This is a genomic window from Vibrio phycocola, assembly GCF_053850235.1.
Window position 1 is genome coordinate 531908 of the sequence record NZ_JBSQDJ010000002.1, and the last position, 24508, is coordinate 556415.

Consider the following 24508-nt stretch of genomic DNA (forward strand, 5'->3'; position numbering starts at 1 on the left):
ATCAATCCAGTCTCGGTTTAATATACGATTCATAATTTAAAGTACCTCACAGCTTGTCACATATTTTATTATGCAAAGTACATACCAATATAAAGACGTTAGGATTAATTCTATTTGCACACAGAATAATTAGATATTTTTAACCAACTTATAAATGCATCGGCCATACTAACGTTCGAAATGAAATTCGGCTTTGCTGTATTATGAATCGCTTGATAACCTTCTTTCCCGCTCATTGTATAAAGTGAGGAACTACCATAGTAATACTCTGTTTCTATTACTTTTTCCCATTTACTGTTTCTATTGCATTCTAAATTTATGATGCGTTCATTTATCGGATTTTCCTTGATATAGTCGAAACGAAGTCCATCGCAATATGGATAACTCCCTTCCCCCGTACCAGTTACACTATTATTAAGCGCATTATTAATTGCACCTTCCAATATCTGAGCCAATATTTTACCGGTTACCTGATATCGGCCAATTGGGATGGTATATGGCAATAACTTACCGCTTATATCAGCACAAGTAATATCTCCACTTTCGATTGAACAGCGAACACCTCCAGAGTTATGGATTGCGAAGTCTGTCGCCATGCCCAATTCGTTCAAAGTATGGCGAAACGATTTCGCGACCAATGGCGCTATTTCGCTGTCACCTTGTTGGTCGGGGACTCGTACATGACGCAATTTTTTTGGAAAATACGCGATTCTCTTAGCTTCCAACTCACGAACTTGATTCGTATACGTTGCCAAAAGGTGTTGGTGTATATCGTCATCTTTCTTTGTATAACAAACACCAGGAAGATTTACTAACGTCTCTTGGGTCGGAGTATTTAAATTGCATTCACCAACCAATAATTCATTTTTGCCATTGAAATTAGCTATTGAACCATCGGCATTAAAGTCAATATGACAATGCCCTAAACCAATCGAGTTACACCCGCTTTGAACGATTCGCGTTCCATTAATTTCAATACCATAATCGTCATGATACGGCAGCCCTAGCCATTGAAAATCACCTTGAAGTACATGATTATGTCCTCCGATAATCAAACTGATTCCATTACATTGTTTCGCCAGCTTTTTATCACCTTCATAGCCTAAATGGCTCAACACAATAATTTTGTTAATGCCTTTTCGTTGTATTTCATCAATGGTATTTTGAGCTGTAATATAAGCATCGACAAAGGGAGTATCGGAATCAGGATTGGAAATATCGCCCATTAAATTATGACTAAGACCAAATATTGCTATTTTCTCTCCATCGCAAAGGATGGTCATATAATTGGCACATTGTAATACTGGGCAATAACTCAAGACTTTTGGATTGTTAGATAAACGTACTGGCTTATTGTTATCTTCTGCTGTTAGATCCCAGTTACCCGCTAATAATTTAAAATCAATATTGTTAGCAAATTCGGCTAATACGCTATTGCCCAAATCTAATTCGTGATTTCCCACCACCATAGCGTCAATGTTGAGGCGATTAAGTAAGTCAGCATTAGCTCGCCCTCGAAACAGAGAAAAATACAGAGTCCCCTGAAAACAATCGCCTGCGTGAAGAAATAAAAACTGACGCTTGGCTAAAGCCGCAGTTTCTTTTAATTGATCAACTCTAGTTTTGATTCGCGCATACCCACCAATACTTAACTGTGATGGTTGAGCCTTCACTATTTCGTCAGATACGAGTGCTTCATAAGTAACCTGGGTTGGTTCAAAATAAGAGTGAGTATCATTGATATGGGCGATAGTAATGCTGCATGGGGAATGAGGTGTCATAAGATCAAATCTGTTTTACCTTAAAAATATAATAGTAGGTCATTTTATTGTTACTTGCCTAACCAATAACTGGAGCAAGACTGCGTACATATTGATATATCAACGCCTATCACTTTCTATGTCTAACATGCTGGATAATCGGAATTTTTTGCTTATAGTGAGGGTATATCAACTTTTAACAATCGTCACTAACGACTATGAATATCTTTTAGTACAAAGGATGAGAATATGCAACTTGAACATATAGAGATCGCAGGTTTTCGCGGAATTCGTCGTTTATCGTTAGATTTCGAGCAATTAACGACTTTAATTGGTGAGAATACTTGGGGTAAATCTTCATTGTTAGAAGCACTTAATATTGCCCTGCCGTCGAACTCAACACTTTACCAATTTACAGTTCAAGATTTCCATGTTGATTATGCTATTGCACTTCCACAGACCCAGCACCTTCAGATAATTCTTCGATTTTCATCAACAAGTCAGAAAGAACGTAATTCTGGGCGATATAGAAAACTCAAACCTCTTTGGCAAAATAATGCGAAAAGAGAAGAAGCTAGCCTTATTTATCGAGTGAGTGCGTCAAGAGATGACTTTAATGTGACCACTAACTACGGTTTTCTGGATTCTAGTGGGCAGCCCCTTAACTTTCATTCTATAGAAAAATTCGCTCTAGAATTATGCTCACTTCATCCTGTCATTCACCTTAAAGATTCGCGCCGTTTTGAACGTACGTTTGATAGCAACTACACCAATCGTAAGAATGCAAAAATTGAACGACGTATAAACAATACATACCGTCGACTCTTAGCTACGCCTGGGCATGTAAATAAAGGTGAGATACGCAGTAGCATAAACTCGATGACGTCATTAGTTGAGCACTACTTTTCACACAAAGATCATATCCGACGTAATCCGCGATATGAACGGACAAACTTGGGCTCTAGCGGCTCGACGACACAAACCTCATTTGCTCAATTTTTAGCGAAGCCGCACAGTAAACAGACAAAAATGCTATTTATGGGTTTACTTAATGCCTATCTACAGGCGATGGGGCCAAATGAATTAAGACGCACAGCTAGACCGATCCTAATTTTAGAAGATCCAGAAGGCAGGCTACATCCAACCCATTTAGCGAGAGCATGGAATCTTATCCAGATGCTACCGATGCAGAAAATCCTCACCACTAATAGTGGTGATTTACTGGCTTCAGTACCTATTTATTCGATTCGTCGTTTGATTCGAAATTCAGACCGTACCAACGCGCTATCATTATCCACAAACGCTCTTTCACACGACGAATTACGCCGTGTAAGCTTTCATGTACGCTTTCATCGGCCAAGTGCCCTATTTGCACGTTGTTGGTTGCTTGTTGAAGGTGAAACAGAAGTTTGGCTGTTCAACGAGCTTTCTCGCCAATGTGGTTATAACCTTGCTGCCGAGGGAGTACAAATTATCGAGTTTGCTCAGTCGGGTCTTAAGTCACTAATCAAAGTCGCGAAAACCTTTGGCATTGATTGGCATGTCGTTACCGATGGTGACCCCGCTGGTAAAAAATATTCGGCAACAGCCCGAAGTCAACTCGGTATTGAACAAGAACGTCACCGACTTACAGAGCTACCCGACAGAGATATTGAGCACTATTTATATAACCACGGCTATGAAGAATTTTTTAAGTCAATCATTCGAATTCCTCTTGACCACCCTATACCACCAAAAAAAGTCGTAGCGAAAGTGTTAAAAAAATTCGCTAAACCTGATCTCGCATTGGCAATAACAAAATACAGCGAAGAGCAAGGTGTAACTAAAATACCTATTTTATTACGTTGGACTATCAAAAGGGTCATCATGCTTGCTCATGGCAACACTTAACATAATTGTTAGGTTTATCAACAACCAACCAAATACCCGGTCATATTTGATGTTACTTACCACGTCGACACGTTACGCACATAAGCTCATAGTAAATGTTGTTAAATTACAGTAATATTAATTAACTGATCAAGATCAATCATATATCGTCTTAAGCACGTTAAACTCGCCACTTATTGACGTTTTCTTTCTGTCAGCTAAATTTGTGCTCTTTGCGGCGAAATGTTGGGTGTTATTCAAGATATTTTTCCGTAATGTGAGCAATAGACAAACAGAATTATTAACTTTTTTATAACGAGGAACCTATGCCAGGTAAGTTAAATCAAGGGCAATCAGATATTGAGACTAAAAGCTATCAAGAGCTTCACCGTCCTTCATCTGAATTTGAAACCCGCGCTGACTATCTAAACAACGAACTTCAAATAATGAAGCCACGCCGTTACGGGCTGAACCTTCCTGGACGTGACTTTCGTTTTGAACTGGAAGATTTAGTTCCAGCCGTTGCGGGTACGATTGGTATTATCGCAATGTATTCGGCTGTCTCGATGTCTTGGGCTGAAGGGCTAACTCAAGCATGGGATCATGTTCAACTTGGTAAAGAGTTTGCAATCGAAGTCGCTCGAGTTGAAATGTTAATTCCAGCGCTTTTATTCTGTGTTCTCGCATCTGGTTTTATTAACCCAAGAGCAAACTTAGCGGGTAACCATGGCCCGATGATTCCACTTATCGGTTCGATTGCTCTTGCTGGCGCTCACCCACTAGCGCTCGCGATACTTCTTGGGGTATTTGGTTTAATCCTTAGTTATTTTAAAGGAGGATCCAAGTTAGTTAACCTCACCTCCGAAGGAACCGCCGGTGGTTTGTTAATCTATCTCGGTTTTACCGGCACCATCAGTCAAATAACGTCTATCCAAAACTGGGCTATGGGCCTAGAAAGCGCAGATGTCGTTGCTGGTAGCATGGGGTATATCGGACTTATTGTCTTGGTTACCAATATCGCACTTTACGCGTATTTGGCGAAAATCAACATGCGTTGGTTAGCAATACCAATCTGTGCCATGGTTGGACTTGCGATTGCATTGGTTTGCGGTGCAAGTTTCGATCTAGTGATTGAAACTCAAACCGGCTTACCTCACCTAAGCCCAGTTTACTGGTGGGGAAGCACTGAACAAGGTTGGATGCTTGGCTTACCAAACCTATCTCATATGATTGCATCGATCCCATTTGCAATTCTTGCTGTGGCAATGTGGTCTCCAGATTTCCTTGGTCACCGTATTTTCCAAGAACTGAACTACCCTAAAAAGACTGAAAAAGTGCTTATGGATGTTGATGACACCATGACCATGTGTTCAATCCGTCAAATGGTAGGTACGTCTCTTGGTGGTTGTAACATAACCTCATCTTGGGGTACTTACATGATTCCTGCCGCAATCGCCAAGCGTCCAATTCCAGGCGGAGCCATCATTCTTGGTGTGCTTGTAATTGCAATCGCGATCCTAGGCTTCCCAATGGATGTTGCTGTATGGCCTCCAGTAATGCGCATTGCACTTTTAGTTGGTGTATTCCTTCCTCTACTTGAAGCTGGTATGCAGATGATTAAGTCATCAACATCATCTCAAGCAGCAGGTATCTGTATCTTTGGTAGTGCGGTAGTTAATCCAGTACTTGCTTGGGCAATCACAATGTTCCTTGATAACAACGGACTAATTGGTGATAAATCTCGTGCTGAGCGTCTATCTTTCGTTGATAAAGTCATTATCCCTGGTGGTGTATTAGTGATTTGTCTATTAGCGATGCTTGCCGTTGGTATGCTAGAGGCTGATTACGGTCTCAAAGCCTGGCTATAAGATTTAAACCAGACACGAACTAGAATCTGTTTATTATCACGTTAAGCCATGTGGACTTTGTTCACATGGTTTTTTTATACCCTCAAAATACCTTGATACGACTTTTATGCGTAATACATTTCAATACGGTATACTCTTACCACTGCGAAAAATTGAAACACGAATTTATATTGAGAACTGAATGATTAAACTCATCTTTAAGTTACTAATCTTAATTGCCGCATTTAGCCACTTATCCTATGCGGATGAGCAAACTGTTAAAGAAACCACAGATGTCGCAAAGTCCACTCATAAGCATTTCGTTTATGAAGTCTCGTATAGTGGTATCAAAATCGGTAAGATCGATCGTGATGAACGACATAATAACAATCGGTATTACCTTAGTTTATCGGCCGACCTCTCCTTTTTATTTTTGAACTTGAGCGGCTTCCAAAACTCAACGGCATTATGGCAAGAAGATAAGCAATGGTTTAAGGCGATAAGTTTAGATCGCAAAACAAAAGGATTTGACACTAAAAGAGTTAAGGCAAAAATCAGCGATGATTCTCTCAGTTCAACAGTAGAGTTCGAAGGTAAGACCTCGTTTTATGAAACCAAAAAAGGTCCAATTACTGAACTCAACGCGATGTTTCTACAAGTTAGAGCTGGTTTAATGAATGGCCAAAAAGCGTTCGACTTCTACATGCAAACCTCTGATGGGATTGACCATCACTTTTTTGAAGTGAAAGATGAAGAGATAATAGAAACCAAATTCGGGGAATTTAAAACCTTTCGTATAGAACAAACTCAAGTTAAAAATCGAGCATTGTCGATTTGGTACGCTCCTGATTTGGATATGCAAATGGTTAAATTCTATTACGAGCGTAAAATTGTTAATCTCACCGGTGAACTTACCAACTATTATTTAAAATAATGAATTTACGAGCAAAGATAAGTCACTATTAAAAGCACTAGAGCAAAGGCGCCCAACGCGACTGTCGAAGAACGATACATCAATTGATTTGTCGTTCTAATATCTTCAATATCGATGTCGCGACACCCATCTCCAATCCATGGCTTTTCAACCGTTTGACCAAAATACACATTTGGCCCACCTAAACGAACTCCTAATGCTCCGGCGACAGCGCCTTCAGACCATGCACAATTTGGGCTCTTATGGTTATTTCTATCTCTATACCCAACCTTCAAAGCAGCACTGTAATCAAGTTTCATAGAATAGGCAGCTAAGGAAAGAAAGAAATAACTTAAACGTGCGGGAAGCCAGTTTGCGACATCATCAACTTTAGCCGACACAAACCCCATCTGGGCGTATTTATCGTTTTTATACCCTACCATCGAGTCTAGGGTGTTCACCGCTTTATAAGCCATAGCAAGCGGAATGCCACCAATAAATAAATAGAACAGCGGCGCAATGACACCATCTACGGTGTTCTCTGCAACCGTTTCCACTACTGCACGCTGAATCTGCTTCCGATCCAAGTTTGTCGTATCTCTGCCGACGATATACGATAATTTCGTTCGACTCTCCTCCAATGACCCGTATTTCAAAGCTTGATAGACTTCAATCGCTGCGTCATTAAGACTTCGACTCGCCAATACTGTGAGTGCGAGCCAAATTTGAACAACAACGCCAAACCAAATCGTTACCTGATAACTGAATACTATCAAAAGCCAAGTTGCTGACCATGTCAGTCCAACCGTTACAAACCAAAGAACAAACCCACCGATATACAAATGACGCTCGGTGTGGCAACGGCTCCGAATCCAGCGTTCGAGTTTCGATATCAGCGAGCCAATCCAACGAATTGGGTGCGGCCAACTTGGTGGATCGCCAATAAAACGATCTAATAAATACGCAAAAATAATCAGCCCAAGTGTCATCATGTTGCTTACAATAATTCCGGTTACAAAGAAGAACAGGGTATTTTGGTGCGACTCTCGATAAATTACAACGAGATAGTGAGTAAAAAAGTTACATCATTGTCGTTTTATAACATCATTCTGTTAAACTCAGGCGCGGATTTTTAGATTAATTAGATTGATATGAACCATAGTATGAAAAGTGGCCAACACGGTGGAAATGTACGCGAAAAAGCCGAGCAATATGGCTTCGAGACACAAGATATCGTAGATTTTAGTGCCAACATTAATCCTTTAGGGATGCCCGCTGAATTAAAGCAAGCAATTGTTAATAAACTCGATGACGCTCATTTGTATCCAGACATAGATTACGTTAACCTCCACAAAACCATCGCACTTGCGACCCATTGTGCACCAGAACAGGTTCTCGCAGGAAATGGAGCAACGGAACTTATCTATCTTTGGGTAAAACACATTAACCCTCAATGCGCGCTACTCGTAGAGCCGACGTTTGCTGAATACCGACGCGCCTTAACGTTAAATGACGCATCAATAGTAACTTACCAACTTACTTACGATCAAAAATTCATCATTAACGAGTCGATTCTCAATGAATTGCATCAGGGTTTAGACGCGTTAGTCTTGTGTTCACCTAATAATCCAACCGGTGCTTTAATTCCTCAATCCCTATTAACACGCATACTCGAAAAATGTTTATCCTTGAATGTTGCGGTGTTGCTAGACGAATCATTCATCGACTTTTCGCCTGATATGCAATCTGCGATTGGTTGGATAAATGAGTACCCAAACTTAACGGTATTGCAATCGTTAACCAAATTCTATGCGATTCCAGGCATTCGCCTAGGATATATGGTTTCCTCAAACACCGCTTTAATCGAAGCCATTCACTCGCAGCGCGAGCCTTGGAGCATTAACGCTTTTGCAGTGATTGCAGGCGAAACGGTGTTTGATTGTCACGACTACCAACATCGCACCCATGATTGGTTAAAAGATGAATATCGTTATCTTTATAGCCAGCTCAATACATTTAGTCAGTTAGAAGTTTGGCCAAGTACCGCCAACTATCTCTTTTTTCGATGTCACAATGCTTTGCTTGATTTGCAGGACTTACTGATGCAGCACGGTATTCTTATCCGCAGTTGTGCTAACTACCCAGGGCTCGACAACCACTATTACCGCGTCGCGATAAAGTCACATTCAGATAATCAACGCTTAGTTAAAGCACTAACTGTGGCGTTAGCCAGCTAGCATTATAATCGACTAGTGATTGACTATTGTTTAGCGATAACATCCTAAGTTAACGCTAAACTTAATGTAATTATTGCTAGATTTTAATAAATACGGCATTCTCCACAATTGTGATTCTATCATTTCTAATTGTCATCATTTTATTGAGCACATCGATAAGATATTCCCAGCATTTCGATTTATTAAGGATTATTAAGTGACTCTGCGTGATCGTATTTTAGCGCTCGTAATCGTAATGCTTTGGGGCATTAATTTCGTCGTTATTAAAGTGGGCTTGCAAGGCTTTCCACCGTTGCTATTGGCAGGTATGCGATTTGTTATAGTCGCCCTCCCCGCTATATTCTTTATCAAGCGCCCAGATATTCCTTATCGCTGGCTGTTTTTATACGGTATTACCATCTGTTTTGGGCAATTTGCGTTGCTATTCTGGGCAATGAAGATCGGAATGGCGGCAGGCTTAGCGTCATTATTACTCCAAGCTCAAGCCTTTATTACTCTGCTTATGGGGGTTGTTGTTCTAAAAGAAACGATTAAGCCTCATAACGTCATCGCGATGTTTATCGCTGCGATTGGAATCTACATACTTGCTTCGGCGCAAGGAGAAACCAAAGCAAGCTTAACTTGGTTTACTTTGCTGTTAGTTATTGGTGCTGCTTCCTTTTGGTCTATGGGTAACATCACCAACAAAGTGATCATGAAAAACTATAATGTGCCAACAATGGCTCTGATTATATGGAGCGCCCCCGTTCCGGCTATTTCGTTTTTCATCAGCTCATTTATCTTTGAAGGCCCGACGTTGATCATGGATTCTTTGATTCATATTGAATGGCATAATATCTTTGCTATTGGATACCTTTCGATCCTTGCAACCATCGTTGGGTATGGTGGGTGGAGCTATTTGTTGAGCCGCTACGAAACTTCATTAGTCGCACCATTATCTCTGCTTGTCCCTGTATTTGGTTTGTTTAGTGCCATGATTATTTTGGATGAACATTTAACTCTGTTACAAGGCGTTGGTGTCTCAGTCATTGCCATTGGATTAACATTTAATGTCTTCGGGAAACGGTTGATTGCAAACAGGCATAGCAAGCTAGATGCCTCTTCAAATTAAAATTAATGAAACGTGAGTTAAAAGAAGCCTATAGGCAAGTAAAACTCTAATTCAAACTCTTCTTGCTCGTTCAAGAAATGGTTTTTGTGGTAGTGAACGTAAGCGGGCGTTGAACGCAGTTTAAATCCGGAACTTGGTAGCCACTGTTCTAAGATTTTACTTAGTTGGGGAAGTAAATCGCCATATACGCCATTCAACGTAAATACGGCGTGCAAACCTCCAGGAATGACGAGCTGGTTAACGATGCCATGCAGTTTTATCGGCTCTTCTATTTCAATACACGCGACGTAACGACATTCATCTAATTCAACCCATGCAGGGTTCGAGTGATGCAATCCATATTGAACGGTAAAGTCTCGTCCTTCCTTATTCGCCCATGCGTTTAATAACCGCCATGCATTTGTAATCGAACGATTGTAACCAGTGTGGCGTACATACGCGGCTTTCCGTGGTTCAACTTCCTGAATTTTGGGAGTCGGTAGTTGCTGCTTAGCAACTCGTTGATACCCCAACGCTATTTCTTTATCTTTTAAATACGGTTTGTCTGAAATATTTAGATCGTGTTTGCGCCAATCTCGCGGAGAAAGGCCAAAGGTGGCTTTAAACGCACGATTAAATGACGACGCTGAACTAAACCCACTTTTGGTCACAATATCTATGACTGGCGTTTGCGGATCAAACATAAACTGATTGGCGGCATATTCCATTCGAATTCTCCGAATATATTGATGCACCGACTCACCCACCACCAATTTAAAGGTTCGATGAAAATGTTGCTCTGAATAAGCCGCGACTTTTGACAAGGCTTGAGCGGACAAGTCTCGAGTAATGTCTTGGTGTATATAAAACAGAACATCATTAATTCTCGATTGGTGCAGTGTATTCATCGTTTTACTATTAGCATAAATGGACATATTAGTAAGCATATATGGACAATTATTTATTTCCAAGTGCCTTTACGATTAACTCACCATTTTTATGACGCGAACAATTGACTTCGCTAATCACGGACACAGGAATTACCATGGAAATTGCACAATCAGTTCAAGGGATCAAGCCATCGTACATTAGAGAAATACTCGCAGCAGCCAGTGACACCAATGTCATTTCGCTTGCGGGGGGATTACCAGATGAGCAAACTTTTCCATTAGAATTAATGAAGCCAACGATAGACTCACTGTTGAGCACACCGAGTGTATTCCAATATGGCGGCACGGTGGGATATCCGCCACTGTTGGATCACTTACATCAACGCTACGAATTACCCGAATCCCACTCAGTAATGACCACCACGGGATCCCAACAAGGGTTGGACTTAATCGCCAGAGCTTATATTAACCCAGGCGATACTATTGCGATGGAAGCCCCGTGTTACCTTGGTGCAATGCAAGTATTTAATCTCGCATGTGCAAACTTGGTGACTGTTTCACAAGAAAAAGATGGGCCAAATATCAATCAGTTAGAAGAGTGTTTTAGGAGTGAACAACCTAAACTGTTTTATAGTGTACCTGATTTTCACAATCCAACAGGTGTGTGCTGGTCGTTACAAAAACGTCATGCAGTAGCAAATTTATGTATGCAATATAACGTGACGCTTATTGAAGATGCGCCCTATCGAGAACTTCGCTTTAGTGGCGAAACGCTTCCAATGGTTTCAGATTTATGTCCACTCCTTTCCATCGTATTGCGTTCTTTTTCAAAAATCGCTTCACCAGGGTTAAGAGTGGGATCGATCAGCACAACAAAAGAGTACCTCGTACCAATAATCAAAGTAAAACAAGGAGCCGACCTACATTCAAGCGTTCCACCACAAGCGATGTTGTTAGGCTTGCTGAAACACCCTCACTATTCGCTACACCTTGAGAGCATACGTCATCAATATAAAGAGAAGCGTGACGCCTTAGTCAATGCTCTGGAGCAACATTTACCGGAGCAATGCGAAATATACGCTCCCCAAGGCGGTATGTTTGTTTGGGTGACGCTTCCGCCATGTGATCCATTTGAATTCGCACGAACAATGCTCGAGCAACACATCGCGATTGTTCCGAGCCCGGTATTTTATCCTGATAGCTATAACGCTGATCCAGCCATCAGACTTAACTACACAAATGCCAGTAGCGAAGAACTGAATACAGCGGTACAACGAGTGGCTGAAACGTTGAAGCTACGTTACTGCTAATCAATACCGAAAAATAATTGATCGAACCGATAAATATGCTGTGACAGTTTGCTACTAGTGCGTTTCATCCTCTCTATAGCAAAGGCATATTTTCGGTCTTTAAAACCTTGCCACTCCTATTGCGCCTGAAGCGTGCAACAAAGCACTAACACATCGCAACCTTACCTTAACATGTTACTCATGTTTCATATAATCATCATCCGAAAATAACATAACTATATGTTTTACAATAATAAATAATATATTTTATATTTTTTGTCCAATTGGTCAGCTTTTTGCTAATTAGAGTTAAAGAACTAAAAAATAATATTTATATGTAATAAATGGAGGTCATTATGTTGGAACTCATGGTGAATAAGGAAGTGCTCAAACTCTCTTCTAATCACGCAGACGATATGCTTCTCCCTTATTTACGTGAACAAAAATTTTTAACGGGAACAAAAGAAGGATGTGCGAGTGGCGACTGTGGCGCTTGTACCGTTGTGTTGGTAGATAAAGATACGCCAAAAGGCTCGCTTAGATATCGGCAAATAAATGCTTGTATTACCCCACTTCACGCATTACATGGTAAACAGATCATTACCGTCGAACACCTTAAACAGAATGATTCCCTTCACCCGATACAGCAAATGATTGTCGATAACCACGGTAGCCAGTGTGGTTTTTGTACTCCAGGCATTGTGATGTCATTGTATGCACTATCAAAACAGGCTAATTCACATCTGGATCCAACTGAGTATCTTGCAGGCAATCTATGTCGCTGTACTGGCTATGGCCCGTTAATCAAATGCGCGAATGCAATTGCAAAAACGCCAATTAACGACCCTTTGGATCTATTTAGCGATGACGTTGTTCAATGGATGGATTCTGTTGATTCACTTAAACACCCGAACTATTTCACACCTTCCGACCGAGCGTCATTACGTGAAGTACGTTTACAGCACCCCGACGCCAAGTTGATCTCAGGGGCAACGGATCTCGCGTTAGAAGTTACCCAGCACTACAGAAAGCTTGAGAAATTAATCGATGTCTCAAAGGTGAATGACTTATTGACCATAGAGAATTGCGAACACGGATGCCGAATCGGAGCTGCGGTACCTTTATATCAAGTCCATGATTTTATGAAAGATCACTACCCGTCAACAACAGAAATTATCCAACGCCTTGGTAGTTTAACCATTAGGCATCGAGCGACATTAGGTGGCAGTCTTGGTCACGCGTCACCGATAGGCGATATTGCACCTCTGTTAATGAGTCTAGGAGGAACCATTGAGCTTGATAACGGGATCGAAAAAGTTCTTTGTGCTCCAGAGGACTATATCCTCGATTATCGAACCACCGCTTTAAATCCCGACCAATGGATAAGCGCAATTCATATCCCGAAGCTCACTAAAAGTCATAATCACGCCATTTATAAGATTAGTAAACGCTATGAAGATGACATCGCGACAGTAGTCCTCGCGATTAATATGGTTGTTGATGAAGATAGTCGTGTTTCTAAATGCGTGATAAGCGGCAGGTGGTGTTGCGGCGAAATCGTTGCGTTTAACAAGGCTAGAAAACATATTTGAAGGAAAAATACTCAATCAAGAGCTTATCGATCTCGCTAAAAGTCATGTCAGTCACGAAATCCAGCCCATGAGCGATGTACGTGGTAGTGCTCAATATAGGATTAAATTAGTCGAAAACTTAATCCAGCGATATTTCTACGAGACACAGAGAATTTCAACAAGGTTGGTGCATCATGCGTAAATTGACCTCACTAACTCCTTCGGAAATAACGCTTGAGGACAAACCTGTAGGGAAGCCTATTCAACATGAAAGTGCCACCAAGCAAGTTTCAGGTGAGGCGTTATTTATCGATGATTATCCTAACTCACAAGCACTGCTTCACGCCGCTGTTATTACAAGTAACATTGCAAAAGGCGTCATTACGTCAATAGATCTAAGCGATGTCGAGGCGTGCGATGGTGTGGTGTGCATATTGGATGAATCGGATATACCTGGCTTAAAAGATATTGGCGCGATCTACAAAGGTGACCCATTACTTGCCATAGATAATATCGTGCATTATTTCGGACAACCTATTGCAGTGGTCTTAGCCACTTCTCACAACACCGCATGGAAAGCGGCTCAATTAGCCAAAGTAGAGTACGATAATAGTGACAACGTCACCACCAATCACCTAAGCAATGCTCATGACAACCAAGTTTTATTGCCACCGCATCAAATGGGAACACCGATTTCAAACTCAATATTTGATGGTGCTTACCATCAAGTCCAAGGTGATTTATGGGTCGGAGGACAAGAGCATTTTTATTTAGAGACCCAAATTAGCATTGCAGAGGTGACAGAAGACCGAGGAATATTTCTACGCTGCTCAACTCAACACCCAGCTGAAATACAAAAGCTTGTCGCCGAAGTGCTAGCAATAGACTTTAATCAAGTTACCGTTGATATGCGGCGAATGGGTGGTGGATTCGGTGGAAAAGAGAGTCAAGCAGGTCAATGGGCGTGCCTTGCAGCGTTGGGGGCTTATCACACAAAAAAATCAGTCAAAATTCGCTTGCCTAGAAGTGTCGATATGACCTCTACAGGAAAGCGGCACCCTTTCTATCAACGCTATCATCTCGCTACCGATCAACATGGCAAAATTTTAGCCTCGCAAATCGAGATTAACGGCTTATGTGGTCACTCGCCTGACCTTTCCGATGCAATCGTCGATCGCGCAATGTTTCATACCGACAACGCATACTCCCTTGGCGATGCTCATATTGAAGGGCATCGACTAAAAACTGATACCGTTTCCCACACCGCTTTTCGTGGGTTTGGTGGTCCACAAGGGATGATCATCATCGAAAAAGCCATGCAGCAACTCTCCATAACTACTGCGAAAGATGCGTTAGATTTACGTTATTTGAATTTGTACAACGCCGACAGTAATACCACGCCGTATGGGATGAAGGTAACTCAAACCGAGACAATGTATAAAATCATGCGCGATCTGGAACAGCAAAGTGATTATCGTAGACGTCGTGAAGAAATCGAGCGATGGAATTTAACTAACCCAATATTAAAGAAAGGTCTCGCTTTAACACCAGTAAAATTTGGTATTTCTTTTACCGCTAAACATTTAAATCAAGCCGGAGCACTGCTCCATATCTATACCGATGGTTCTGTACAAGTTTCTCACGGCGGAACCGAAATGGGTCAAGGTTTACATACCAAGATACAACAAATCGTAGCGCAATCGCTTGGTATTAATCTTTCACGAGTATTAGTCACTTCGACACGGACAGACAAAGTTCCTAATAGCTCACCGACTGCCGCTTCATCCGGTGCGGATCTCAATGGCATGGCTGCGCACAATGCGGCAATCACCCTCAAAACTCGCTTATTGGAGTTTATCTCTTCATTCCACAATACCGACAAGCCACTCCAGATTGAAGGCGAAAAAGTGATTGGTTTAGATATCGATTTAACTTGGCCTGAGCTGATACAGCAGGCGTACATGAACCGTATATCGTTATCCACCACCGGCTTTTATCAGACACCTAAAATTCATTACGATCGAGATAAAGCACAAGGACGCCCATTTTATTACTTTGCGCTCGGCGCATCCTGCTCTGAAGTAACAATAGATACACTTACCGGAGAACTTTCTGTAGAACGAGTCGATATTATTCACGATGTCGGACAAAGCTTAAACCCAGCGATAGACGAAGGACAAATAGAAGGCGCATTTATTCAAGGAATGGGTTGGTTAACCACTGAAGAGTTGGTGTGGAAAGATGACGGGCAATTGATGAGCAATAGCCCTATGAACTACAAAATCCCAACGATTGGCGACTATCCGAAGTCTCTTAATATTCACTTATTTGACGAAATAAATCCTGAATACAATATATATCGGTCCAAAGCAGTCGGAGAACCGCCGTTTATGCACGCAATCAGTGTTTGGTGCGCAATCTACGATGCTGTGGCTTCGGTAAGCGGTCACACCACCCCTCCATTGCTTCACGCACCAGCAACAGGTGAGGCGATCTTATCGGCTTGTGAACACCAACTATCCCAACTCAATCAGGAGGAATAATATGACACCTCTGACGCATCTAACTCATATGACGCAATTATCTTGGCTCGAAGCATGCCATTCGTTAGAACAGTCAGGCGAGGCCTATGTGATCGCAACCGTTGTTGCTTGCGTCGGTTCAGTACCTCGAGAAATGGGTTCTAAGATGGTTATCACTCAAAGTGCACAGTTTGACACAATCGGTGGTGGAAACCTTGAATATGAAGTCATTAAGTCTGCACGTCATGATTTAAAGCAACATGCAAGTTCACTCCGAATTGAACGATTTGCCCTATCCGCTGATCTTGGCCAATGTTGTGGAGGCGCTGTGCAAATCATGTTTGAGTATTTTCTCACTCAAGTGCCCCACGTAACAATTTTTGGCGCAGGCCATGTAAGTCAAGCGTTATGCACAATTTTAAAATCATTACCCTGTCACACAACCGTTATCGATAATCGCACAAATTGGAGCGAGTCGATTCAAGCCATAGGTGGGATTAACGTAATAGTTAACGCAGACCCATGCGCAACGATATCAACCATCCCAGACGATTCCTACATCGTAATCATGACGCAAGACCACATACTTGATTTCGAACTCACGCGTTTGTGTTTAGAGCAACAACGTTTCAATTACATTGGATTGATTGGCTCTCAAGGAAAGAGCCAGCGATTTCGCTTTAGACTGAACGAGCAACTAAGCAACGCTAACCTAGCGGCACAATTAATATGTCCTATAGGACACCCAGAGATAAAAGGAAAGCTTCCGATGCAAGTGGCACTTTCTGTTGCTGCGCAATTGTCTACTTTGTGGGAGTCAGCGGCCGCAGAGCCTACTACTTGTAAACAATCGGGGTGGGAAGCGTGTAATGAAACTAGGAAGTTCATCAAGGAGCACCACGAATGATGGCAACCACTTATCCGTTAATACTTGATACAACAGAGTTAATGAATATTTGCAGCAGTTCAACATGGATTGCACGAATGAAAGAGTCCATGCCTTTTGACAACTTTGCTCACTTTGAAACTTTAGCGGAAAGTACATTCAACTCATTAAGTGACGATGATTGGCTTCAAGCTTTTGCAGGTCATCCAATGATTGGCGACCTCTCGACCTTGCAACAGAAATATAAAACGAGCAAAGCGCTCAGTGCACAAGAGCAAGGCTTGGTTGAGCAAGCATCGGATTCTACGTTGAGAGCTTTATTGCAATACAACCACGCCTACTTAGACAAATTTGGGTTTATTTTTATCGTATGTGCGAGCGGAAAGAGTGCAGAGGAGATGTTAATGATTTTAAAAGCTAGGTTTCTACGTTCCAAACAAGAGGAATTGATTCAAGCGGCATTTGAACAACGCAAAATTAGCAAAATTCGTATGGAGGCATATCTATGAGTCAGTTGAGTTGCCACATTTTAGATACAGCCAGTGGTATGCCTGCAATGGGGGTTGATGTTGAGCTTTTACGATTGAACGACTCTCAATGTTTAGCTCGAGAAACAACCAACGATGACGGAAGAGCATTCTTTGACACTCTCCACTTGTGTCCCGGCCAATATACTTTGCGCTTTATGGTCGCTCCTTATTGCACCACTCATTTTGGAGAGGCGTTTTTTCCCATGATTGATATTCACTTTGTCGTCGACGGTCAGCGTAATTATCACATTCCATTATTGCTGTCGCCCTACTCGTTTTCGAGTTATCGCGGCAGTTAATGAAGACACAGCGTAAAAGCGCTACGTAGTATTACGGCCCAATTATTCATCAACATACGTTAAAAGGATTTAAAGTTATGTGGCCACACTTTTATGAATGGATTGCATTGTTCATCAAATGGTTTCATGTCATTTGTGGGATCGCGTGGATTGGGGCAAGTTTCTATTTTACTTGGCTTGATAATAGTTTAGAAACGCCACCAGATTGGAAGAAGAAAAAAGGAATAAAAGGCGATCTATGGGCTGTTCATGGCGGTGGCTTTTATGAAGTTGCTAAATATCAAGCAGGCCCAGAGAAGATGCCCGAACACTTACATTGGTTTAAGTGGGAAGCCTATACCACTTGGATCACGGGTTCTGTCTTAATGGTATGGATGTACTATTTCAATGCACAAGCCTATCTAATTGATCCACGTATAATGGAGCTCTCTTCCCCCGCTGCGATAAGTTTAGGTATTGGCGGTATTATGTTAGGCGTTCTAATATACGAACTCATAATGCGTTCACCGCTCGCCAACAACTCTCAGGTTTTCGTTACCAGTATCATCGTACTTGGCACCCTATTCTTTTATGGGTTCACAGAGTTATTTAGTGGCCGCGGTGCCTTTATTCACATGGGTGCTCTAATTGGGTCCATCATGGTGAATAATGTTTTCCATAAGATCATTCCTGGACAAAGGAAAATGGTGGCGCAGGTCGAGGCAGGTGAAGCCATTGATCCTAAACCGGGTTTAGAAGGTAAACAACGTTCTATTCATAACAACTATTTCACCTTGCCCGTGATTTTCTTAATGATAAGTAATCACTATCCGATGATTTATCAGCACGCTCAAAGTTGGTTAGTTGGTTCAGTCGTGATGTTACTGAGTGCCTATATTCGCCACTATTTCAACCTAAAACATTCTGGAAAAAATAAGCCAGCCGTGCTCGTGTCGGGTATCACCGCTATGTTTGTACTCGCGATAGTATTGAGCATACCTAAACAAACTACACGCATTTTAGTTCACGACACTACGGCAATTGAGGCTACCAATGATAAGCGTTCAGTTGATACGCCATCTAACATCGCTGCAAAGCAAAGTGCGATCGATATTATCGGAGCTCGTTGCACACAATGTCATAGTTCCACCCCTAATGATGATGTGTTTACGATCGCTCCAAGTGGCGCAATATTCGATAACTGGGAAGACATACAACGATGGAAAGATCGAATCATTGCGAGAACCGTTGAAACTCGAGACATGCCTTTCCTAAATAAAACAGACATGACGGATGAAGAGCGTGCGTTGTTGCTCAAGGCTTTGAATCAAATACAGCACAATTAGGACTTTAACGATATTTGAAAGCCAAAGTTACATATGTTCGCACTAAAAGTGATCGTTTAACTAGTTGTACTCGGTGACCCAAAAACTTAACACTCTGATTTTATATCATATTGTTCAACAAGAAATGTGGCATGTGAGTTGCTGCTTAATTATTAATCAAACATACACAAGGAAGTGATTATGTCTAAACCAAAACACAGTGAATTGGTCTACGAGCTTGAAGATCGCCCTACTACAGGAAAGGCGATGTACGCAGGTTTACAGCACGTATTAGCAAGCTTTGTCGGTATTATTACCCCAACATTAATTATCGGCGGCGTGCTTGGACTAGGTGAAAACGTCCCTTATTTGATTTCTATGGCTCTGATTGTATCGGGCGTTGGTACATTTATCCAAGCAAGACGTATTGGCCCTGTAGGTGCCGGTATGATATGTGTTCAAGGAACGAGCTTTGCATTTTTAAGTTCAGTATTAGCCGCGGGGTTTATCGCTAAGTCTAAAGGTGGGGGGCCAGATGAGATATTGGCACTTATTTTTGGTGTCTGTTTTTTTGGTGCATTTATCGAAATTGCTCTCTCGCAGTTTATTGGTAAGCTTAAACGCATCATTACCCCGGTAGTTACGGGCACTGTTGTGACGATAATTGGTATTTCACTAATTAAAGTAGGCATGACAGATTTAGCAGGTGGTGCTAACGCTCCAGATTTTGGCTCGTTACAAAACTTAATCTTAGGTTCGATTGTATTAGTCACCATCATTGGCTTAAATCGTTCACCTAATATTATGCTTCGCCTTTCATCAATTCTGATAGGTATGCTTGTAGGTTATATCGTAGCGACAGGAATGGGACTGGTTAACTTAGCCGGTATATTTAATCAACCACTGGTTAGCGTCCCTCTTCCATTTAAGTATGGTTTTTCATTTGATTGGGTAGCATTTGTCCCAATCGCGGTTATTTATACTATTACCGCAATCGAATCTACCGGCGATATTACCGCAAACTGCATGGTTACCAAGCAACCAGTAACAGGGTCATCGTATTTAAAACGTATAAAAGCCGGTGTTCTGGCAGATGGCGTTAATTCTCTCATCGCTGCTACATTCAATACCTTCCCCAACACCACGTTCAGCCAAAATAATAGTGTCATTCAATTAACCGGAATTGCCAGTCGCTACGTAGGCTACTTTGTCGCCTTGATTCTTGTCGTACTTGGTCTATTTCCAATAGTAGGAGCTATTTTAACAACCATTCCGAAGCCAGTAATTGGAGGTGCGACATTGGTTATGTTTGGTACCGTTGCGGCGGCAGGGATAAAGATCATTGCACGAGAAGAGTTAGATCGACGTAACTTAATGATCTTAGCCGTATCTTTTGGTATTGGTTTGGGTGTCATGATGGTACCAGAAACAGTCCAATTATTGCCTAAGGTTCTCCAGAGTGTATTTGGCTCAGCCGTTACAACAAGTGGGATCGCTGCAATCGTGATGACATTAGTGTTACCAAAAAATAAACCCGAAGAATCGACCTCTTCCGATACGATTTCAGCTACTTTGTCTCCACAAGGTGATTAGTACTGAATAAAACAACGGCTTTTCTCAAGCGATTAAAGCCGTTGTCTCCAATGGCAAGAATATTAAATTTAAACATCAATCTAGTCGTTTAATAATACAACGATTGAATTATTCAAGTATGAAAACAAAAATGCGACATCACTTTTAGTTACTATCGAACAACATTTGAGTGATGCATCTCTCACTAATAGCTCAGCGTAAATAGCTATTGTAGTATTAATTATAAAGCGCATTATCGTTCTTAATCTTGGCTTTTATAGGCCAACCAACAAAGACATCGAACAACATCAGCCTATCATTTTGTAACAACCCGATGGCCTCTCGTAAATAATGAATGTTACGCACCAAACTAGTTGCTGATAGAAATTTGAATTAGATCATATTGAATACTTCTTAACCACACTAAAAACAAATGTACCATTAATAATTTTTAATGACCTAAATCACAATTTAATTGTACAAATAGAATCGATATGATTTTCAATTTCAATAAAGACAGTCATTTAGTAAACTTTTCAAATTAATCTTTAAAATTTAAAACTTTATTACATTGACAATAAAAATAATATTTTAGCCCATGACTAACAATGTCTGTTTTCAACGCGATTTAGCAATAGAATTAAATGGTCTTACGTACGATATTTAGAGCGATACCTTCATCATACGAAGCATTTATTCTTATAACGCTCAACTTGTCATACAAATAACACACTGAAAGATGACCTAGGTCACGCAATTGCGCTATTGTAGTACAATACGATTATAATATGGTTATGATGGCACCGTTGTATTTACTTTTTAATATAGGAAAAAACGATGGAACTTGATCTAAATACCACCATTGTCGGAGTCTATTTCCTTTTCTTAATTGCTATAGGATGGATGTTCCGAACTTTTACAAGTAACACAAGTGACTACTTTCGTGGGGGCGGTAACATGCTCTGGTGGATGGTAGGTGCTACTGCATTTATGACCCAGTTCAGTGCTTGGACGTTTACCGGTGCTGCTGGTAAAGCCTATAACGATGGCTTCGCGGTTGCGGTAATATTCCTTGCCAACGCATTCGGCTACTTTATGAACTTCGCGTATTTCGCTCCTAAGTTCCGTCAGCTACGTGTAGTTACCGTTATCGAAGCAATTCGCATGCGTTTTGGTTCTGCAAACGAACAAGTCTTCACTTGGTCTTCAATGCCTAACAGTGTTGTCTCTGCTGGTGTTTGGCTTAATGCTCTTGCAATCATTGCATCAGGTATTTTTGGATTCGACATGACAATGACGATCTGGATTACAGGTCTGGTTGTTTTAGCAATGTCTGTAACAGGTGGTTCATGGGCGGTAATCGCATCTGACTTTATGCAGATGGTTATCATCATGGCTGTGACCGTAACTTGTGCTGTTGTGGCTTACTTTCAAGGTGGTGGTATTGGCGAGATCGTTAACAACTTCCCTGTTGGCGAATCAGGTACTTTCGTATCGGGCAACAACCTTAACTACTTAAGCATCTTCAGTATTTGGGCATTTTTCATCTTTGTTAAGCAGTTCTCTATCACAAACAACATGCTTAACTCTTACCGTTACCTAGCGGCAAAAGACTCTAAAAATGCGAAAAAAGCTGCGCTTCTAGCGTGTGTGCTAATGCTTTGTGGTGTATTTATTTGGTTTATGCCTTCTTGGTACATTGCCGGTCAAGGCGTTGATTTAGCAGCAGCTTACCCGGACGCAGGTAAAAAAGCAGGCGATTTCGCATACTTATACTTCGTACAAGAATACATGCCTGCAGGTATGGTTGGTCTTCTTGTAGCCGCTATGTTTGCCGCAACCATGTCATCAATGGATTCAGGCCTTAACCGTAACTCTGGTATCTTTGTTAAGAACTTCTACGAAAACATCGTTCGTAAGAATCAAGCATCAGAAAAAGAGTTGGTTACCGTTTCTAAGATCACATCAACTGTATTCGGTATCTTTATCATCTTAATTGCACAGTTCATTAACTCTCTTAAAGGGTTGAGCCTGTTTGATACGATGATGTATGTTGGTGCACTTATCGGCTTCCCAATGACTATTCCAGCATTCCTTGGCTTCTTTATTAAGAAGACTCCAGACTGGGCTGGTTGGGGTACACTGGTTGTTGGTGCTCTTGTTTCTTACATCGTTGGCTTCGTTATTAACGCAGAAATGGTGTCATCAGTACTAGGACTTGAAGAGTTAACTAAACGTGAATGGTCAGACGTTAAAGTCGCAATTGGCCTGATGGGTCACATCACTTTCACAGGTGGTTTCTTCATCCTATCAACACTGTTCTACAAACCGTTAACTGGTAAGCGTCAAGCTGACGTAGATAAGTTCTTTGAAAATCTATCTACTCCACTTGTGTCTGAGTCTGCAGAACAACAGCAACTAGACAACAAACAACGTGGAATGCTTGGTAAGCTAATCGCAGTAGCTGGTGTATTCATCTGCTTTATGGCACTACTACCTAACCCAATGTGGGGACGCCTAGTATTTATACTTTGTGGCCTGATCGTTGGTGGTGTTGGTGTACTATTGGTTAAAGCCGTTGATAACAAAACAGAGAACCCTCAAGAAGCGCTATCTTAATAACGCAACATGAACATTTAATCTGTTCGCACTAGATAAAATAAAAGCCAAGAAGATTCCTTCTTGGCTTTTTTACATCACCCTATATCGAGTTTTGTTTTATCAATCTGTCACTCACTTAATAAGCAACTGTACCGCGTATTGGGTAATTCTCTTGACTACGTACAAATGTTACCCCTTTCACAATCACATCTAGTTCAGGTCGAAGAAATGGAACATTTGAGATATCGACTGCTTGAAGATTGCCTTTTTCATTTATGATAAACAAAGCAGGTTCAGAATAGTTATGATCAGTTTCCTGCTCTGTTCTCGGCTGAGAAATATATACACCCAAAGATTTCATTTGATCTTCTGTCAAACCGTAAGCGATCGGAAAACTCACCGTCAGTTTGTCCATCATCTCAGTGAGTTGCTCTTTAGAATCTGCTGATACTGCAAGCACACTCACTCCAATCGATTCTAGAGCTTCTTTATGTTCTTCAAGTGCATTCAAATATCGAACACATAAAGGACAATGCTTGCCACGATAAACCACAACCATTTGCCAGTCAGCTGACCCTAAAGGTTTTCCTAATTCAATCGCAGTGCCATCGAGTAACTGAGCGGAAACACTAGGAAATCGATCACCAGTTGTTAGTTTTATTGAATTTGCCATAAATCACCTTCTTTAATTTATATAGAATTGAACAAGACTATCGTTTTATTTTTTATCTAAGACCCAAGCGTCTTCTTCCTGAAGTGCAATCAATAAAAGACTGGCAGCGAAAATTATAATTGATGGATAGAACAACGCGTTTGTACCCGCGAGAAACCATCCCCATGGGTCAAGTACAGATTTAAATACCGCCATTAACGATCCAGCATTTAATACTGCAAGGACAGGGAAAGTCCATTTACGTGCAAATCCTACGACAATGCACAAACCTATGAGAATCTGTAAAACCCCAAGAACCGGTACAATACTGGTTGAAGTAAACAATCCAAAATAGAACTTATTGGCGACGATAAGGCTATGTTCAATATTGAAAACCTTATCAGCCCCCCAAATGACCATTAACCAACCTAAAGACACTCGCAACAGCAATAAACTAACATTTTTCATCATTTAATCTCCTCGTTTAATAGCGACTTATGTAGAGCATTAGTATTTCTTTCAACCAAATATTGAGCTATTTCGACGTTGATTAAACTAAGCTTTTTATCAGATTGTGTATATGAAACCACAACTTACCCATATATTTGAATGATCGTTCAAATATAAGCGTCCAATGTAACTCAAAGAAATGTACGATTCAATAATAAATTGAACG

The 24508-nt window shown here is 41.1% G+C and carries 20 protein-coding genes; 15 read left to right on the plus strand and 5 right to left on the minus strand.

Annotated features, from left to right (window positions below; translation table 11 throughout):
• Window positions 1–110: 110 nt before the first annotated feature.
• Window positions 111–1781, minus strand: a complete 1671-nt coding sequence (locus ACWU4D_RS05705) for a bifunctional metallophosphatase/5'-nucleotidase (protein WP_456050433.1) — start codon at window positions 1779–1781, stop codon at window positions 111–113.
• 228 nt (window positions 1782–2009) lie between these two features.
• On the opposite strand from ACWU4D_RS05705, the gene ACWU4D_RS05710 reads away from it, so the two are divergent.
• The 3 genes from ACWU4D_RS05710 to ACWU4D_RS05720 all read left to right on the plus strand — a co-directional run bounded on the left by ACWU4D_RS05710 (window position 2010) and on the right by ACWU4D_RS05720 (window position 6410).
• Window positions 2010–3650 carry a DUF2813 domain-containing protein gene (locus ACWU4D_RS05710; RefSeq protein ID WP_456050434.1) on the plus strand — a complete coding sequence of 547 codons (1641 nt, stop codon included), beginning with the start codon at window positions 2010–2012 and terminating at the stop codon, window positions 3648–3650.
• A 305-nt stretch (window positions 3651–3955) separates the two neighbouring features.
• A complete protein-coding gene (locus ACWU4D_RS05715) occupies window positions 3956–5497 on the plus strand; it encodes a DUF3360 family protein (RefSeq protein ID WP_456050435.1) in 1542 nt (513 codons plus the stop codon).
• 181 nt (window positions 5498–5678) lie between these two features.
• On the plus strand, window positions 5679–6410 hold the full coding sequence (locus ACWU4D_RS05720) for a DUF3108 domain-containing protein (RefSeq protein WP_456050436.1): 732 nt from the start codon (window positions 5679–5681) through the stop codon (window positions 6408–6410).
• Between the two features lie 5 nt (window positions 6411–6415).
• On the opposite strand, the gene cbiB is transcribed toward ACWU4D_RS05720, so the two are convergent.
• Window positions 6416–7381 carry an adenosylcobinamide-phosphate synthase CbiB gene (gene cbiB, locus ACWU4D_RS05725; RefSeq protein WP_456050437.1) on the minus strand — a complete coding sequence of 322 codons (966 nt, stop codon included), beginning with the start codon at window positions 7379–7381 and terminating at the stop codon, window positions 6416–6418.
• A gap of 159 nt (window positions 7382–7540) precedes the next feature.
• On the opposite strand from cbiB, the gene cobD reads away from it, so the two are divergent.
• Both cobD and ACWU4D_RS05735 read left to right on the plus strand, forming a co-directional pair.
• Complete coding sequence (cobD, locus tag ACWU4D_RS05730) at window positions 7541–8626, plus strand: threonine-phosphate decarboxylase CobD (RefSeq protein ID WP_456050438.1); 1086 nt, start codon at window positions 7541–7543, stop codon at window positions 8624–8626.
• Window positions 8627–8822: 196 nt separating this feature from the next.
• Window positions 8823–9737 carry an EamA family transporter gene (locus ACWU4D_RS05735; protein ID WP_456050439.1) on the plus strand — a complete coding sequence of 305 codons (915 nt, stop codon included), beginning with the start codon at window positions 8823–8825 and terminating at the stop codon, window positions 9735–9737.
• Between the two features lie 17 nt (window positions 9738–9754).
• Here ACWU4D_RS05735 and ACWU4D_RS05740 read toward each other — a convergent pair whose 3' ends face one another.
• On the minus strand, window positions 9755–10624 hold the full coding sequence (locus ACWU4D_RS05740; protein ID WP_456050440.1) for an AraC family transcriptional regulator: 870 nt from the start codon (window positions 10622–10624) through the stop codon (window positions 9755–9757).
• Between the two features lie 137 nt (window positions 10625–10761).
• Here ACWU4D_RS05740 and ACWU4D_RS05745 point away from each other — a divergent pair, with 137 nt between their 5' ends.
• The 10 genes from ACWU4D_RS05745 to ACWU4D_RS05790 all read left to right on the plus strand — a co-directional run bounded on the left by ACWU4D_RS05745 (window position 10762) and on the right by ACWU4D_RS05790 (window position 23198).
• Entirely contained in the window at window positions 10762–11916 is a 1155-nt protein-coding gene (locus ACWU4D_RS05745) for an aminotransferase-like domain-containing protein (protein WP_456050441.1), read from the plus strand.
• Between the two features lie 335 nt (window positions 11917–12251).
• Window positions 12252–13487, plus strand: coding sequence for an FAD binding domain-containing protein (locus ACWU4D_RS05750; protein ID WP_456050442.1), 1236 nt, complete (start codon window positions 12252–12254; stop codon window positions 13485–13487).
• A complete protein-coding gene (locus ACWU4D_RS05755; RefSeq protein WP_456050443.1) occupies window positions 13456–13668 on the plus strand; it encodes a hypothetical protein in 213 nt (70 codons plus the stop codon). The genes ACWU4D_RS05750 and ACWU4D_RS05755 overlap by 32 nt, the downstream gene beginning before the upstream one ends.
• Window positions 13661–16009, plus strand: a complete 2349-nt coding sequence (gene xdhB, locus ACWU4D_RS05760) for a xanthine dehydrogenase molybdopterin binding subunit (RefSeq protein ID WP_456050444.1) — start codon at window positions 13661–13663, stop codon at window positions 16007–16009. The genes ACWU4D_RS05755 and xdhB overlap by 8 nt, the downstream gene beginning before the upstream one ends.
• Window position 16010: 1 nt before the next feature.
• Window positions 16011–16895, plus strand: coding sequence for a xanthine dehydrogenase accessory protein XdhC (xdhC, locus tag ACWU4D_RS05765; protein ID WP_456050445.1), 885 nt, complete (start codon window positions 16011–16013; stop codon window positions 16893–16895).
• Window positions 16892–17383 (plus strand): 2-oxo-4-hydroxy-4-carboxy-5-ureidoimidazoline decarboxylase, encoded by a 492-nt coding sequence (locus ACWU4D_RS05770; RefSeq protein ID WP_456050446.1) that lies wholly within the window; start codon window positions 16892–16894, stop codon window positions 17381–17383. The genes xdhC and ACWU4D_RS05770 overlap by 4 nt, the downstream gene beginning before the upstream one ends.
• A complete protein-coding gene (gene uraH / locus ACWU4D_RS05775) occupies window positions 17380–17703 on the plus strand; it encodes a hydroxyisourate hydrolase (protein WP_456050447.1) in 324 nt (107 codons plus the stop codon). Before ACWU4D_RS05770 ends, uraH begins: the two co-directional genes overlap by 4 nt.
• Before the next feature lie 77 nt (window positions 17704–17780).
• Window positions 17781–19028 carry a urate hydroxylase PuuD gene (locus ACWU4D_RS05780; RefSeq protein WP_456050448.1) on the plus strand — a complete coding sequence of 416 codons (1248 nt, stop codon included), beginning with the start codon at window positions 17781–17783 and terminating at the stop codon, window positions 19026–19028.
• Between the two features lie 180 nt (window positions 19029–19208).
• On the plus strand, window positions 19209–20600 hold the full coding sequence (locus ACWU4D_RS05785; protein ID WP_456050449.1) for a uracil-xanthine permease family protein: 1392 nt from the start codon (window positions 19209–19211) through the stop codon (window positions 20598–20600).
• Window positions 20601–21416: 816 nt separating this feature from the next.
• The gene (locus ACWU4D_RS05790) at window positions 21417–23198 is read left to right on the plus strand and encodes a sodium:solute symporter family transporter (protein WP_456050450.1); all 1782 of its coding nucleotides are present in this window, start codon (window positions 21417–21419) and stop codon (window positions 23196–23198) included.
• Between the two features lie 118 nt (window positions 23199–23316).
• On the opposite strand, the gene ACWU4D_RS05795 is transcribed toward ACWU4D_RS05790, so the two are convergent.
• On the minus strand, window positions 23317–23853 hold the full coding sequence (locus ACWU4D_RS05795) for a peroxiredoxin family protein (protein ID WP_456050451.1): 537 nt from the start codon (window positions 23851–23853) through the stop codon (window positions 23317–23319).
• A 45-nt stretch (window positions 23854–23898) separates the two neighbouring features.
• The gene (locus tag ACWU4D_RS05800) at window positions 23899–24303 is read right to left on the minus strand and encodes a DoxX family membrane protein (RefSeq protein ID WP_456050452.1); all 405 of its coding nucleotides are present in this window, start codon (window positions 24301–24303) and stop codon (window positions 23899–23901) included.
• Between the last annotated feature and the right edge of the window lie 205 nt (window positions 24304–24508).